Origin of the sequence: Phenylobacterium deserti (assembly GCF_003254705.1) — a bacterium.
GTDB classification, from domain to species: Bacteria; Pseudomonadota; Alphaproteobacteria; order Caulobacterales; family Caulobacteraceae; genus Phenylobacterium; species Phenylobacterium deserti.
On record NZ_QFYR01000004.1, the window covers coordinates 19,386 to 31,908 of the forward strand.

General features: G+C 68.5%; 14 protein-coding genes. 4 read left to right on the forward strand and 10 right to left on the reverse strand.

The genetic code is table 11. From position 1 onward, the window contains the following. Positions 1-6 precede the first annotated feature (6 nt). The 5 genes from DJ018_RS14970 to DJ018_RS14990 form a co-directional block, all read right to left on the reverse strand. Positions 7-1,554 carry a putative ABC transporter permease subunit gene (locus DJ018_RS14970; protein WP_240609574.1) on the reverse strand — a complete coding sequence of 516 codons (1,548 nt, stop codon included), beginning with the start codon at positions 1,552-1,554 and terminating at the stop codon, positions 7-9. Then, positions 1,551-2,297 (reverse strand): ABC transporter ATP-binding protein, encoded by a 747-nt coding sequence (locus DJ018_RS14975; protein ID WP_111515784.1) that lies wholly within the window; start codon positions 2,295-2,297, stop codon positions 1,551-1,553. Before DJ018_RS14975 ends, DJ018_RS14970 begins: the two co-directional genes overlap by 4 nt. 49 nt (positions 2,298-2,346) lie before the next feature. Beyond that, entirely contained in the window at positions 2,347-3,231 is an 885-nt protein-coding gene (locus DJ018_RS14980; RefSeq protein ID WP_111515785.1) for an EamA/RhaT family transporter, read from the reverse strand. A 107-nt stretch (positions 3,232-3,338) separates the two neighbouring features. Beyond that, on the reverse strand, positions 3,339-4,919 hold the full coding sequence (locus DJ018_RS14985) for a 2-isopropylmalate synthase (RefSeq protein WP_111515786.1): 1,581 nt from the start codon (positions 4,917-4,919) through the stop codon (positions 3,339-3,341). 239 nt (positions 4,920-5,158) lie between these two features. Then, a complete protein-coding gene (locus tag DJ018_RS14990) occupies positions 5,159-5,890 on the reverse strand; it encodes a TVP38/TMEM64 family protein (RefSeq protein WP_111515787.1) in 732 nt (243 codons plus the stop codon). Between the two features lie 148 nt (positions 5,891-6,038). Between DJ018_RS14990 and DJ018_RS19575 the strand changes: the two genes are divergently transcribed. Both DJ018_RS19575 and DJ018_RS15000 read left to right on the forward strand, forming a co-directional pair. Then, positions 6,039-7,196 carry a calcium-binding protein gene (locus DJ018_RS19575; RefSeq protein ID WP_111515788.1) on the forward strand — a complete coding sequence of 386 codons (1,158 nt, stop codon included), beginning with the start codon at positions 6,039-6,041 and terminating at the stop codon, positions 7,194-7,196. Between the two features lie 92 nt (positions 7,197-7,288). After that, complete coding sequence (locus DJ018_RS15000; RefSeq protein ID WP_111515789.1) at positions 7,289-8,491, forward strand: pyridoxal phosphate-dependent aminotransferase; 1,203 nt, start codon at positions 7,289-7,291, stop codon at positions 8,489-8,491. Between the two features lie 59 nt (positions 8,492-8,550). On the opposite strand, the gene DJ018_RS15005 is transcribed toward DJ018_RS15000, so the two are convergent. Further along, positions 8,551-8,787, reverse strand: coding sequence for a DUF2171 domain-containing protein (locus DJ018_RS15005; RefSeq protein ID WP_111515790.1), 237 nt, complete (start codon positions 8,785-8,787; stop codon positions 8,551-8,553). A gap of 61 nt (positions 8,788-8,848) precedes the next feature. Next, positions 8,849-10,498 (reverse strand): CHASE domain-containing protein, encoded by a 1,650-nt coding sequence (locus DJ018_RS15010; protein ID WP_165842938.1) that lies wholly within the window; start codon positions 10,496-10,498, stop codon positions 8,849-8,851. Between the two features lie 166 nt (positions 10,499-10,664). Between DJ018_RS15010 and DJ018_RS15015 the strand changes: the two genes are divergently transcribed. Next, on the forward strand, positions 10,665-10,841 hold the full coding sequence (locus DJ018_RS15015; RefSeq protein WP_111515792.1) for a DUF4169 family protein: 177 nt from the start codon (positions 10,665-10,667) through the stop codon (positions 10,839-10,841). A 4-nt stretch (positions 10,842-10,845) separates the two neighbouring features. Here DJ018_RS15015 and DJ018_RS15020 read toward each other — a convergent pair whose 3' ends face one another. Next, a complete protein-coding gene (locus DJ018_RS15020; protein ID WP_111515793.1) occupies positions 10,846-11,607 on the reverse strand; it encodes a Coq4 family protein in 762 nt (253 codons plus the stop codon). Between the two features lie 100 nt (positions 11,608-11,707). Here DJ018_RS15020 and DJ018_RS15025 point away from each other — a divergent pair, with 100 nt between their 5' ends. Continuing rightward, complete coding sequence (locus tag DJ018_RS15025) at positions 11,708-11,959, forward strand: ribbon-helix-helix domain-containing protein (protein WP_111515794.1); 252 nt, start codon at positions 11,708-11,710, stop codon at positions 11,957-11,959. Here the strand turns inward: DJ018_RS15025 and DJ018_RS15030 are convergent. Together DJ018_RS15030 and DJ018_RS19580 are read right to left on the reverse strand one after the other, a co-directional pair. After that, positions 11,928-12,221 carry a hypothetical protein gene (locus tag DJ018_RS15030; protein ID WP_111515795.1) on the reverse strand — a complete coding sequence of 98 codons (294 nt, stop codon included), beginning with the start codon at positions 12,219-12,221 and terminating at the stop codon, positions 11,928-11,930. The two genes, DJ018_RS15025 and DJ018_RS15030, sit on opposite strands and share 32 nt — an antisense overlap. Positions 12,222-12,240: 19 nt before the next feature. Then, positions 12,241-12,363, reverse strand: a complete 123-nt coding sequence (locus DJ018_RS19580; protein WP_276309833.1) for a hypothetical protein — start codon at positions 12,361-12,363, stop codon at positions 12,241-12,243. Between the last annotated feature and the right edge of the window lie 160 nt (positions 12,364-12,523).

The following is a 12,523-nucleotide window of genomic DNA, read 5'->3' on the forward strand; positions in this document are numbered from 1 at the left end:
ACAAGCTCAGGATGCGGCGCGCAAGGCGGCGCCGATCTGGGCCTCGCTTCGCCGCAGAAGCAGCAGCGCGCAAGCTGCGAGCCCCAGCGGAAGGAGCCCCCAGACGAAATGCGCCGCTAGCAGCCCGGTCCCGGCCGCGACCAGCAGGCTGAGCAGGAACTCGGCCAGGCTGACGAAGAAGCCGCCCTTGCGGCGGGCCTGGAACTCGCTGCGTTTTCCCGGGCGCTGCCACCACAGGTTCAGGAGCGCCGCCTTGATCACGTTGGCCGCGCAACCGACGACGGCCACTAGGCCGATCCAAGGCGAGAGCACCGTCAGGGGAATCAGCACGAGCGCCAGAAGAACTGCCACCGGCAGCACGGCGGCCGCCAGCTTGGCGCGCCAGACCATCCGGACGGGTGCGGGCGAGCAGGCGATGAGGTCCGGCGCGTCTTCGGCCGAAACGGTGATCCAGGCGAGGCTTCCCGCCACCTGCGAGGCCATTAGGCTCAGGCCCGCCGCCGCGCCGGGAAGCAGAAGATCCTCGCCTCGCGCCGCCTGCCGCAGAAGCAGGAAGCCCAAGGGAAGCATGTAGAGGACGCGCAGCAGAACCTGGGTGATCAGGGCCGGATCGCGCAGAAGCAGCCGCATCTCTTTGCGCAAGGTCGCCTGGAAGGGACCGGCTGCGAAGGCGTGCACCGCGGCTGGCTTGCGCCCGCGCGCAGTCCTGGAAGCGCCGGCCGCAGCGGCTGCATCCGCTGCAAAGCGGCGTCCGACGATGCGGGTCGCGCCGGCGAAAACGGCCACACAGATGAGCAACAGGGCCGCCAGGGGCAGAGGCTCGCCCACCAGGGCCCGAAGCGGCCAGGTGAGGCCCGGGGGCGGATGGAAGCTGGGGTTCTTGGCCAGGTTGACCGTCTGTTCGAAGACGCTTTCGGACCGCTCGCCCCCCAGGATGTTGCGGAGCTGGGTCAGCAGAAAGAACGCCGCGCCGATGAACGCGGCGAGCAACTGGGCCACCGTTCGGGTCCGACGCGGGCCGATCAGCCGGAACAAGCCCATGGCCAGAAGCAAGCCTGCCCCGCTGGCCGCAAGCCCCAGGCCGCAGAGCACCGCCAGCAAGGCCAGCCACTCCGGATGGCCGAGGATCGCGATAGGGATCAGCGGCGGGGCGATGAAGTAGAGGAAGATCAGGGTGACGCTGAACGCCAGGCCCAGGAAGCGCACCGTCATCACCCTGTCGGGCGCGATGGGTGAGGAGAACAGCAGGTCCAGATCGGCCCGTTGATAGAGAGCTTCCACCGCCGCCGAGAGGGTCTGCGACAGCATCAGGGTGAAGACCACCGTCAGCATGGCCACGGCGCCCAGCGCGAACTCGGTGCGGATAGGCACCTCGACGTCGCGCAGCACCAGCCCGAGCGGGATGCCGACGGCGAGCATCAGGAAGGCGGCGGACCCGATCGTGAACCAGAGCCCCAGCCGGCTGCGCTTGCCGCCCTTGCCGGTCATGCCCCGCAGCGTGAGGCGGATCTCATGCCGCAGCAGCCACAGGGTGGAGCCGGGGCCTGCGATCACGCGCCGGCTCCGTCACGGGCGGTGAGTTCGAGGAATACGTCCTCAAGGGTTCCGCGACCGTCCCCGGCTGCCGCCTGCAGCTCCGCCAAGGTGCCCTGCGCCATCAGCCGGCCGTTCTGGATGATGCCGATGCGGTCCGCCATCCGCTCGGCCACATCCAGGATGTGGGTGGTGAGGATCACGGTGGCGCCGCCGCGCACACGCTCCTGCAGGAGATCCTTCACCTGGCGGGCGACCGCCGCGTCCAGGCCGGTGAGCGGTTCATCGAGGATCAGCAGGCGGGGTTCATGGATCAGAGCGCCGGCCAGAGCCGTCTTCTGCTTCATGCCGCGCGAAAAGCCCTCGCAGCGCTCGGCGCGGTTCTCCCACAGGCCGAGCCATTGCAGCAGGTCCTGCGCACGCTGGCGCGCATGCTTCGACTCCACGCCCCAGAGCCCCGCCACGAACTCCAGATACTCCATGGGATTGAGCCGGTCGTAGAGCATCGGCTCGTCCGGCGCCCAGGCGATGATCCGCTTGGCGCCGGCGGGGTCGGCCAGGGCGTCCACGCCAAAGACCGAGATCGCGCCCGCGTCCGGCTTCAGCAGGCCCGCCACCATTCGCAAGGTGGTGGTCTTGCCGGCGCCGTTGGGCCCCAGCAGCGCGTAAAGCTCGCCTGCGCGAACTTCGAGGGAGAGGTCGTCGACCGCTCGTTTGGCCCCGAAGGCCTTGCCTAGGCCCCGGATGGAAAGCGCGTCCGCCACTGGAATCCCTCAAACTGGAGGCGGACTATCGACGAGGGCTGGGCCATCCTCAAGCGCGGCTCAGGGCGGCCAAAGCCACACCCACGGCCGCAAGAGCGCCTCCGAAGATCTGTCGACTGCTGAGGCGCTCCTTGAAGAGGCGCCGGCCGACCGCGGCGGCTACGGGCGCCTCGATGACGCCGACCGCGCGCACAGGTCCCGCCGGAGCCAGTGCGAGGGCGCCGCACCAACAGGCGGACGCCGCCGCGCCGAAGAAGCCGGCGCCCAGAGATTGCCGCCAGGATTGCGCCACCGCCCGGAGCGCGGCGGGGCGCCATGCGGCCAGGGCCGCCACCATCACCAGGGACTGCAGAGCCTGGGCCATGCAAACGGTGGCGGTCGCAGACCAGATCGGGTGGTGCGGCTCCAGCGAAAGGCCCGCGGCGCGAAAGCCGTTTAAGGCGATCGCGAAGGCCGCGCCGGACCCGAGGCCCAGCGCGGCGCCGAGGCCGGCGCCCTTCATCTGATCGCCCCTTGGCCACGAGACGATCGCCAAACCCACCGTGGTCAGGGCGACGCCGGCCCAGGCGTGGGGGCCCAGCATGTCGCCGACCAGCAGGCCGAACAGGGCGGCGAAAGGCAGCGAAGACTGCTGCATGACAGTGGCGACGGCAAAGCCCGACCGCCGCATGGCGACCAGCAGGGCTGCGGTGGCGAGGATCTGGCTGGTCGCGCCGATCACCACCGCGCCGACAAAGCGCCAGGACAGGTGCGGCTCCAGCCGACCGGCGAGAAGCGCGGCTACGGCGCAGATGAGGATCGAGAACGGCAGGCCGAACAGGAAGCGGACCAGGGTGGCGCCCCACGGCCCCGCCTCGCCCACCAACCCTCTTTGCATGGCGTTGCGCGCCGTCTGCAGCGGCGCGGCCGCTGCGGCGAGGAAGAACCAGAGCATGTGCAAATACCCGCTCATCCCCGCGCAGGCGGGGATCCAAGCTGAGCTTCAGCTTGTAAGGAGACGCCGCATGGGTCCCCGCCTGCGCGGGGACGAGCGGTGAATAGTCAGAAGCCGCTGGCGACCTTGGCCGGCGCGCTCTTCTCCTTGCGGGCGAAGAGATTGTTCAGGGCGTTGATGTAGGCCTTGGCCGACGCGGTCAGGGTGTCGGTGTCGGCCGCCTGGCCGGTGGCGATGCTGCCGTCCTCTTCGAGGCGGACGGAAACCTGGGCCTGGGCGTCGGTGCCCTCCGTCACCGCATGAACCTGGAACAGGCGCAGGATGGCGTTGTGCGGCGCGACCTCGTGGATGGCGTTGAACACCGCGTCCACCGGCCCGTCGCCGGTGGCGTTGGCCGAGCGCTCCTCGCCTTCGACCGTGACGGTCAGGAAGGCTTCCTGCGGGCCCTCGGTGCCGGCGATCACGCGCAGGTGCTTCACCTGGATGCGGTCTTCCTGGCTGGCCAGGGCGTCGTCGACCAGGGCGACGATGTCGTCGTCGAAGACGTGCTTCTTCTTGTCGGCCAGATCCTTGAAGCGCTGGAAGGCTTCGTTCAGCGCGTTCTGGCCCAACTCGTAGCCCAGGGACTTCAGCTTCTCGCGGAAGGCGTGCCGGCCGGAGTGCTTGCCCATGACCAGGTTGGAGGCGCCCTGCCCCACCGATTCAGGGGTCATGATCTCGTAGGTGCCGCGGTCCTTCAGCATCCCGTCCTGGTGGATGCCGCTCTCGTGAGCGAAGGCGTTCTTGCCGACGATCGCCTTGTTGAACTGCACCGGGAAGCCGGTGATCGCCGATACGTAGCGGCTGGCGCGGGTGATGTGCTGGGTCTCGATGCCCGTCCACTGAGGCAGGCGGTCACCGCGCACCTTCAGCGCCATGACGATCTCTTCCAGCGCCGCGTTGCCCGCGCGCTCGCCGATGCCGTTGATGGCCACTTCCACCTGACGGGCCCCGCCCTGCACGCCGGCCAGGCTGTTGGCGACGGCCAAGCCCAGGTCGTTGTGGCAGTGGGTGGAGAAGATCACCTCGTCCGCGCCAGGCACGTTGGCGATCAGGTCGACGAAGATCTCGGCGTATTCCGAGGGATAGGTGTAGCCGACGGTGTCCGGGATGTTGATCGTGGTGGCGCCGGCGCGGATCGCGGCCTCGACGCAGCGGCGCAGGAAGTCCTGCTCGGTGCGGGTGGCGTCCTGGGCGGACCACTCCACGTCGCCGCACAGGTTGCGTGCGTAGCCGACGGACTTGGTGATCATCTCCAGGATGTCGTCCTGGCTGGCGCGCAGGATGTGGTCCCGGTGGGACGGGCTGGTGGACAGGAAGGTGTGGATCCGGCCGCGCTTGGCCTTCTTGATGGCCTCGGCGCAGCGGTCGATGTCGGCCATGCCCGCCCTAGCCAGGCCGCAGATGGTGCTTTCGGTGACGATCTCGGAGACCTGACGGACCGCTTCGAAGTCGCCGTTGGAGGCGATCGGGAAGCCCGCCTCGATCACGTCGACGCGCATCTCCTCCAGGATCTTGGCCAGCTCCAGCTTCTCCTGGAGCGACATGGAGGCGCCGGGCGATTGCTCGCCGTCACGCATGGTGGTGTCGAAAACGATGACGCGGTCGCGCTCGGATTTCGGAGCGACGGGGGATACCGGAGCGGTCATGGAACAGGTCTCTTCGCGGAGTTTGTCGGGTCAGGCGGGCGGAAGATGAACTCCCCTGAGCGCCCGGCCGCGAAGACGCGCAGCCTAGCTAAGCGCCCAGGGGCCGCTAAGCCCCAGCGAAAGAAGAAGCTGGCTTTGGGAGCGCGTACGCATGGCGGTGCAAGTACCGGAATCGGCCTTCCGCCGCAACAGTCTTGCGCAAAGCAGAGCCGTGGAGGGCTGTTGAGAAATAACTTTCCTCAGAGGGCCGCGTCGCGATCCTGGGCGACGGCGGCCTCACGGGCCTTCAGCCACTTGCGGGCGACCCAGGCGATGATCAGCCAAAGCGCGCCCAGGCCGACCACCACGAAGACGTGACGCACACCGCCCTGCCCGCGCATCACCTGGAAGATGGAATTGCCCGCAAAGGCGGTGAGCGCGATCTTCGGCACGATCCCCAGCGCGGTGCCTGCCGTGAAGTGGCGCACGCGCATGGGCGTGACCCCCGCCGCCATGTTGACGACGATGAAGGGGGCGGAGGGCACCAGGCGCACGATCATGCTGGCCAGGAAGCCGTTGCGCCCCACCAGCTCCATGAACTGGCGCATGCCTTCGCTGGAGAAGGTCCGCAGAGTCCGCGCGCCGGCAAGCCGGCCGATGTAGAAGCCGACCAGGGACGAGACCATCGTGCCGATCCAGCTGTAGGCGAACCCAGTCCAGGCGCCGAACGCCACCACCGCCGCGGCGATCAGCATGAATTGCGGCACGCCGACGAAGGCCAGGATGGCGAAGGCGGCGACCGCCACAGGCAGCGCCCAGGGGCCGCTGGCGGCGCCCAGCCAATGCTCCACCGTCGCCTCGCCATTGAAGCCGAGCACCTGGGCGCCGAACAGGAAGACGAAGCCGACGCCGCCGAACAGGACGAAGGAGACCAGAAGCGTTCGCCACGCCTTGGCGTCCATCTCGAGCAGGAACTGGAAGAGGCGGCGCATGGGCCGCTGGGTCGCGTGTTCCAGCCGCGCGGTCAAGACGCCCGGCCGTCGCGGCGGTCGCCCGAACCTTGCGTGATTGTAAGTTGCGTTTTTACGCAACACGACGGTATCAGGTTTCGCAACGACGCATCAGAGATCGGACAGACCCGTGACCGCCTACAGGTTCGACACCATCACCGCCTTCGAGGCGCTCAACATCCATGCCGAGGACTGGCTCACCCTGGGCGGGCTTTCCGCGAGCGGCGTGGGCGTGAGCTACAGCCCCAGCGAACTGCCGATCCCGGCGAACATCACGCTGTCCGCCGGCGGCCGCACGGTGCAGTTCGGCGCGGAGCTGTCTGCGCTGAGCCAGCGCGGCGCTCTGACGGGGACGGACGGCTCGCGCCTGCTGATCGGCGGCGAAGGGCGTGACGCCCTGACCGGCACGGCGGGACGCGACGGCCTCTACGGCGGCGGCGGGGACGACGTGCTCTACGGGGAAGCCGGCGACGACTTCCTCCATGGCAACGCCGGAAACGACACCCTGAACGGCGGCGCGGGCTCCAACACCCTCTACGGCGGGCTGGGCGACGACACGATCAATCTCAGCGTGCTGGGCGAGACGCGCGGCTCGTGGGCGCACGGCAACAAGGGCGCCGACGACCTGCTGGGCGGCGCGGGCGACGACACCCTGTTCGGGGGGCAGGACAACGACCTGCTCGGCGGGTCGGACGGAAACGACTTCCTGAGCGGCGACGCGGGCGATGACGAGCTGTTCGGCGGCGAAGGAAACGACACGCTGATCGGCGGCCTGGGCGACGACACCCTGGCGTCCGGCGGCGGCCAGGACCTGCTGCAAGGCGGTGAAGGCGACGATCACCTGGCGCTGTTCTACGGCGGGGGCGCGACAGCATACGGCGGCGCCGGCGCCGACGTCATCGTGGCGGCGTCCGTGGGCAAGGACATCCTGTTCGGCGGCGAAGGGCGCGACACCTTCGAATTCGTGGCCAAGAACCGTCCCGACCAAACGCTGGACGACGAGATCCGCGACTGGAGCGCCGAGGACAGCTTCAGCTTCGGTCAGGTCAGCATCTATTCGATCCTGCCCCGCCAGTACTCGGAGTTCGTGGCGGGCAGCTACGACGAGGCGCGCTCCATCGCCAACGAACACATCACGCACACCGGCGCGCAGTACGTGGCCGCGCAGGTGGGCTCGAACGTTTATGTGTTCGCCGACACCGACGGCGATGCGGCGAACGGCGCGGACCTGGGCGTGGTGCTCGTGGGCCGCACCCTGTCGGATATATCTCTGCTGAACTTCACCTAAGGGAAAATGGCGCTCCCGGCGGGTTTGCCCGAACGGCGGCATCGGCTAAACGGGCGCCGTCTTCCTCGAACCTGACCGGGAGTTTCCCCAAGATGTCGCTGCAGTCCGCCGCCCTGTCCCGCGTGAAGCCTTCCGCCACGCTCGCGGCCGACCAGAAAGCCCGGGAGCTGAAAGCCCAGGGACGCGACGTCATCGGCCTGGCCGCCGGCGAGCCGGACTTCGACACGCCGGAGAACATCAAGGAAGCGGCCATCAAGGCCATCCGCGACGGCAAGACCAAGTACACCAACGTCGACGGCATCCCGGAGCTGAAGGAAGCCATCTGCGCGAAGTTCCAGCGCGAGAACGGCCTGACCTACAAGCCCAGCCAGATCAACGTCTCGCCGGGCGGCAAGCCGGTGATCTACAACGCCATGGTCGCCACCCTGAACCCGGGCGACGAGGTGATCGTGCCGACGCCGTACTGGGTTAGCTACTGGGACATCGTCCTGCTGGCCGGCGGCGAGCCCAAGGCCTTGGCGACCAGCGCCGAGACTGGCTTCAAGCTGCAGCCCGAGCAACTGGAAGCGGCGATCACGCCCAAGACCCGCTGGGTGCTGCTGAACTCCCCGTCCAACCCTTCGGGCGCGGCTTACACCCGCGCCGAGCTGCGCGCGCTGGCCGACGTGCTGCTGCGCCACCCGCAGGTGTGGATCCTGACGGACGACATGTACGAGCACCTGGTGTTCGACGACTTCGAGTTCACCACCATCGCCCAGGTCGAGCCCGGCCTGTTCGACCGCACCCTGACCATGAACGGGGTCTCCAAGGCCTACGCCATGACCGGCTGGCGGATCGGCTACGCCGGCGGCCCCGAGCCGCTGATCAACCTGATGCGCAAGGTGATGAGCCAGTCGACGTCGAACCCGACCTCCATCTCGCAATGGGCGGCGGTCGAGGCTCTGAACGGCACGCAGGAGTTCATCAAGCCGAACCAGAAGCTGTTCCAGGGCCGCCGCGACCTGGTGGTCTCGATGCTGAACCAGGCGACCGGCATCCAGTGCCCGACGCCGGAAGGCGCCTTCTACGTCTACCCGTCCTGCGAGGGGCTGATCGGCAAGACCGCGCCGAGCGGCAACGTGATCAACTCGGACCAGGACTTCGCCAACGAGCTGCTGGAGAGCGAAGGCGTGGCGGTGGTGCACGGCGCGGCGTTCGGCCTGTCGCCCTTCTTCCGCATCAGCTACGCGACGTCCAACCAGGTGCTGGAAGACGCCTGCACCCGGATCCAGCGCTTCTGCGCCGCCGTCCGCTGACGGGCGGCGAGCTCTGACCGATCAAGGGGCGGCTTGCGGGCCGCCCCTTTTTCTTTGGCTCAGACCTTGGTCTTCCAGGCGGCCTTGGCGGCTTCCTTGGTGATGTTCAGGTAGACGGTGTCTTCCTCGACCCGGTCCACCCAGGATCGCGGGATCATGTGGTGCTTGAGCCCGGCGGTGAGGTCGAGCTTCGACAGTTCGATCTCGTCCCCGACCACGTGGTCCACGCGGCCCACATGCCCCCCGTCGGACCCGACCACTTCCATGTGTTCGAAGATCTCGGACGGCTGGGTCATGGTTGCGTCTCCTCGCAGCGTTGTTGCTGCCAAACGGGGCAAGCTGTGTCGGGTTTCAGCCTTATGACCAGCCGGTGGACGCATCGGGGGCGTCAACAAGCGGGATATCGATCCGGCAGCGCACCCCTTCGGCCTCAAAAGCGAGGTCCACGTCGCCGGCGAGCTGCCGCTTCAAACCCTGGGTGATCAGCCGCGTGCCGAAGCCGCGGCGGGAGGGTTTCGCCACCGGCGCGCCTTCGGATTCCACCCACTCGAGGTGCAGACGCTGGCGAGACTGCTCCTCGCGGGTGCGCCAGCGGACCTGAACACACCCTTGGGGAACCGACAGGGCGCCATACTTGGCGGCGTTGGTGGCGAGCTCGTGCAGGGCCATGGCGACGGCCACGGCCGTGGCCGGCTCCAGCAGCACCGCCTCACCCTCGACGTGCAGCCGGCCGGCGCCCTGCCCTCGGAACGGCGCCAGCTCCAGCTCGACGATCTGCCTGAGATCGGCGCCCTGCCAGTGGGTGTGCGTCAGCAGGTTGTGGGTGTGGCTCAGCGCCAGCAGCCGCGCCTCGAAGTCCCCGCGCGTCTCGGCCAGGCTCTTGCCCTCGCGCAGGGTCTGGCTGGCGATGGACTGAACGGTGGCCAGGGTGTTCTTCACCCGGTGGTTCAGCTCGCCCAGCAGCAGCTCGCGCTGCGCCTCCCCCGCCTTGCGAGCGGCGATCTCAGCCTCCGCCGCGCGATGGGCCTGCACCTGACGCCAGGACGCGCCGGTCAGCAGCAGGGTGGCGAGCAGCCCGCCGACCACGAACAGCCAGACAATCCCTCGGCCGGAGTTCAGGTCGCCATGCGGCCGCGCGTAGTAGGCGACGGTCCAGCGGCGTCCCGCGACTTCCAATGTCCGCTGGGTGAAGGCGGAGGCCTGCTTCGCCAAGGCGGCGGGGTCGCCCTGGAATGACTTGTGCAGCAGGTTGGCCGGGCCCGGCGCGTCGTCGAACACCGCGATGTGCAGGCGCGGACGGGTCTGTCCGCCGAAGATGCCGTTCAGCAGGTCGTCGGCGCGGAACGCGGCATAGATGAAGCCGGTCAGGGCCTGGCGGCGGCTCTCCAGGTCCGCTGGGGTCGGACGCCCGCCGTACACCGGACGGTAGATCAGGAAGCCAGCCTGCTTGGGTCCGTAGATCTCCTGCACCAGCTCGACCTTGCCCGACATCGCGGCGCGGCCTGTGTCGCGCGCCCGCTGCATGGCGTCGCGCCGCACCAGGTGGGAGAACATGTCAAAGCCCAGGGCGGCGGCGTTGCGCCGGTCGAGCGGCTGCAGGAAGACGATGGCGTGGACGTCTGGTCGCGCGCCGGCCGGCGTCACTCGAACCCCGGGCACGCCCAGCTGGCGCAACAGCGCCTCCGTCCGAGGACCTTCGACAGCGGGAAGAACGGCGCTGTAGCCAAGCCCCTGGATCCCCGGATAGCGCACCGGGAGGTTCAGTCCCTGAGCGAAACGATCGAAGGTGGGTCGATCGATGCGGCCCTCTTCGGCTATGACAAGGGCGGCGCCCGAGCGAAGAACAGCCAGGTAGGCGTCCATGCGCCCCAGGATGTCAGCGTGCGCCTGGTCGACGGCGTTATCGAAGCGCTCCTGCTGCTGGTTCCTGAGCACACGGTCGAGCTGCACGCCTACCAGGGCGCTGGCCAGCAGCCCCATCAGCAGGACGAGCAACGGCAAGACCATGGGGGAGCGCAGCCGTCCAACCAGCCCCTGCCGCTCGCGAGCCCTCGTCACAAACGCAGCCTCTCCGCCCCTGGGCCGTGAGACCTGCCTGAATGTCTGCTGGCTGTCGAGCACGGGACACCAACTCCGATGGCGCGCCCGAGGTCCCTCGGCTAACCTCCGGCCCATGAGCGAGCCGGTGAACCTCAACAAGTTCAGGAAGGCCAAGGCGCGAGCCGACGCCAAGAGCCAGGCTGCGGAGAACCGGGTGAAGTTCGGCCGCACCAAAGCCGAAAAAGCCGTGTCGAAGCTCGAGGCCGAGCGGGCTCGCCGAACTCATGATGGAGCTCGCCGGGAGGACTAGGCCTTCAGCCTGTCACCACCAGGTCGCGCTGATCCGCTGGAATATTGTCGTAGATGGTGGCCGGGGTGATGTTCAGCCGGCGCCGTGCGCTGGCCAGCGGCTCGGCCATCAGCTTGTGGTAGTCCTCGCCTAGCAGCCAGCGTGCGGCCTTGCCGCGGCGGTAGCCCTGCCAGATCGCCCGGATGTACGGCTGCTTTGGCGCGGTGAGCGAGCGGAAGCCAGCCCCGACCGCGATCAGCAGCCACCCAAGTCCTTTGGTCTGAGCGTAGGAGAAGGCGACCAGGCACGCCTCGCCCAGCGCGTCGCGGTGATAGCCGGACAGGATGTGCCAGATGTCGTGGACGTCCCGGGTGCGCCGGCCGAACCACGCGTAGGGATGGGGATCTTCGATCGCAGCGAGGCCCTCGCGGCTCACTTCCGCGAGGCCTTCCGCGGAGAGGCGTTCGGAGCGCACGAACTCGCGATAAGCGGCGCCGACTGTGCCTTCGGCGAAGGCGTCGAGCCACGCGTCATCCATGAGGCGCTGGGCGAACTCCTCCCGTTCATAGGCGATCCGCCCGCCCTGAACCGTGCCCAGCAGCTGGTGATAGCCGCGCGCCGTGGCCTGCCCGTTCAAGGCCCGCATGATCTCGAAGACCTGGGTAGTGTCGTCCTTGTTCGCCAGCAGCCGGCGCAAGGCGCGCAAGGCGTGCGGCCAGTCGAGCTTGGGGCGGACCACTCGGCTGGGCGCCATCTCCGGATCGTAAGCGTCAGCGGCCAAAGCCATGGAACAAGCGACCTCGTAAGGTTGACCGCTAAAAGATGACGCCAGCGTCATCTTTTAGCAAGAGGCTTGCCCGAGCGGCGTTTCCAGCCACAAGGCTCTTATGGCTCAACTGCGTAAACGCTCCCTTCAGCTCGCCGGGCACCAGACCTCCATCGCCCTGGAGCCGGAGTTCTGGGCGGTCCTGGAAGAGATGGCGAAGGCGCAGGGCGCCAGCCTCGCCGCGCTCATCCTGAGGATCGACGCAGGACGCGGCGAGCGCGCCTTGGCTTCAGCCTGCCGAGTGGCCGCCCTCGCCTACGCCCGCGCCGATAGGGCCGGCGCTACTGCGCCGGCGGCTGAGCCGGACCGTTGATCACGCCGGCCGGGGTGCCGGGCGCATCGCCGCTGGGCGGCGTGGCGGGCATGATCGACGTGCCCTCGGCCTGCGCCGGGGTCGAGCCGCCTTGCGGCGTGCGGTCCGCGCCCTGACGCTGGAGCATGGCGACGACGAGCCAGCCGACCAGCAGGGCGAGCACGATCCAGACCAACGGCGGGATGTTCCGGGTGCGCTTGCGCGGCTCGCCTCGATCGTAGCTGTCGGGCTGATTGGTCGGGTGGGTGGGTCGTTCGCTCATTCGAAGTCCTCTTGTCTGTTCAGCCCCGCAGAAGGCTCGCCACCAGAACGAACAGTCCCACCACCAGGATGCCGAGGATCGCCCAAACAAACGGGGGCATCGAGTTGCTCCGAGGCTTCTCGGGATGTTCGGGCAAGGTCATCTGGGTGTCGGGACCGGAGCGTCAGGCAGCCGGGGCGCCTCTGGCAGGCGGGGGCTCGGCAGGTCGGAAGGAAGCGGTGAGACGATGTTCACATCGCTCGCCGTCTGACGGCCCGCGCTCACGGCCCACCAGACCAGCACCACCGCCAAGGTGGCGACAA

Coding starts and splice junctions, on each gene's coding strand:
- DJ018_RS14980 (WP_111515785.1), bottom strand. CDS start 3,231: ATGCTCTGGTTCTTCCTCGCCGCAGCGGCCGCGCCGCTGCAGACGGCG.
- DJ018_RS14985 (WP_111515786.1), bottom strand. CDS start 4,919: ATGACCGCTCCGGTATCCCCCGTCGCTCCGAAATCCGAGCGCGACCGC.
- DJ018_RS14990 (WP_111515787.1), bottom strand. CDS start 5,890: ATGCGCCGCCTCTTCCAGTTCCTGCTCGAGATGGACGCCAAGGCGTGG.
- DJ018_RS15000 (WP_111515789.1), top strand. CDS start 7,289: ATGTCGCTGCAGTCCGCCGCCCTGTCCCGCGTGAAGCCTTCCGCCACG.
- DJ018_RS15005 (WP_111515790.1), bottom strand. CDS start 8,787: ATGACCCAGCCGTCCGAGATCTTCGAACACATGGAAGTGGTCGGGTCC.
- DJ018_RS15010 (WP_165842938.1), bottom strand. CDS start 10,498: ATGGTCTTGCCGTTGCTCGTCCTGCTGATGGGGCTGCTGGCCAGCGCC.
- DJ018_RS15015 (WP_111515792.1), top strand. CDS start 10,665: ATGAGCGAGCCGGTGAACCTCAACAAGTTCAGGAAGGCCAAGGCGCGA.
- DJ018_RS15020 (WP_111515793.1), bottom strand. CDS start 11,607: ATGGCTTTGGCCGCTGACGCTTACGATCCGGAGATGGCGCCCAGCCGA.
- DJ018_RS15025 (WP_111515794.1), top strand. CDS start 11,708: ATGGCTCAACTGCGTAAACGCTCCCTTCAGCTCGCCGGGCACCAGACC.
- DJ018_RS15030 (WP_111515795.1), bottom strand. CDS start 12,221: ATGAGCGAACGACCCACCCACCCGACCAATCAGCCCGACAGCTACGAT.
- DJ018_RS19580 (WP_276309833.1), bottom strand. CDS start 12,363: ATGACCTTGCCCGAACATCCCGAGAAGCCTCGGAGCAACTCGATGCCC.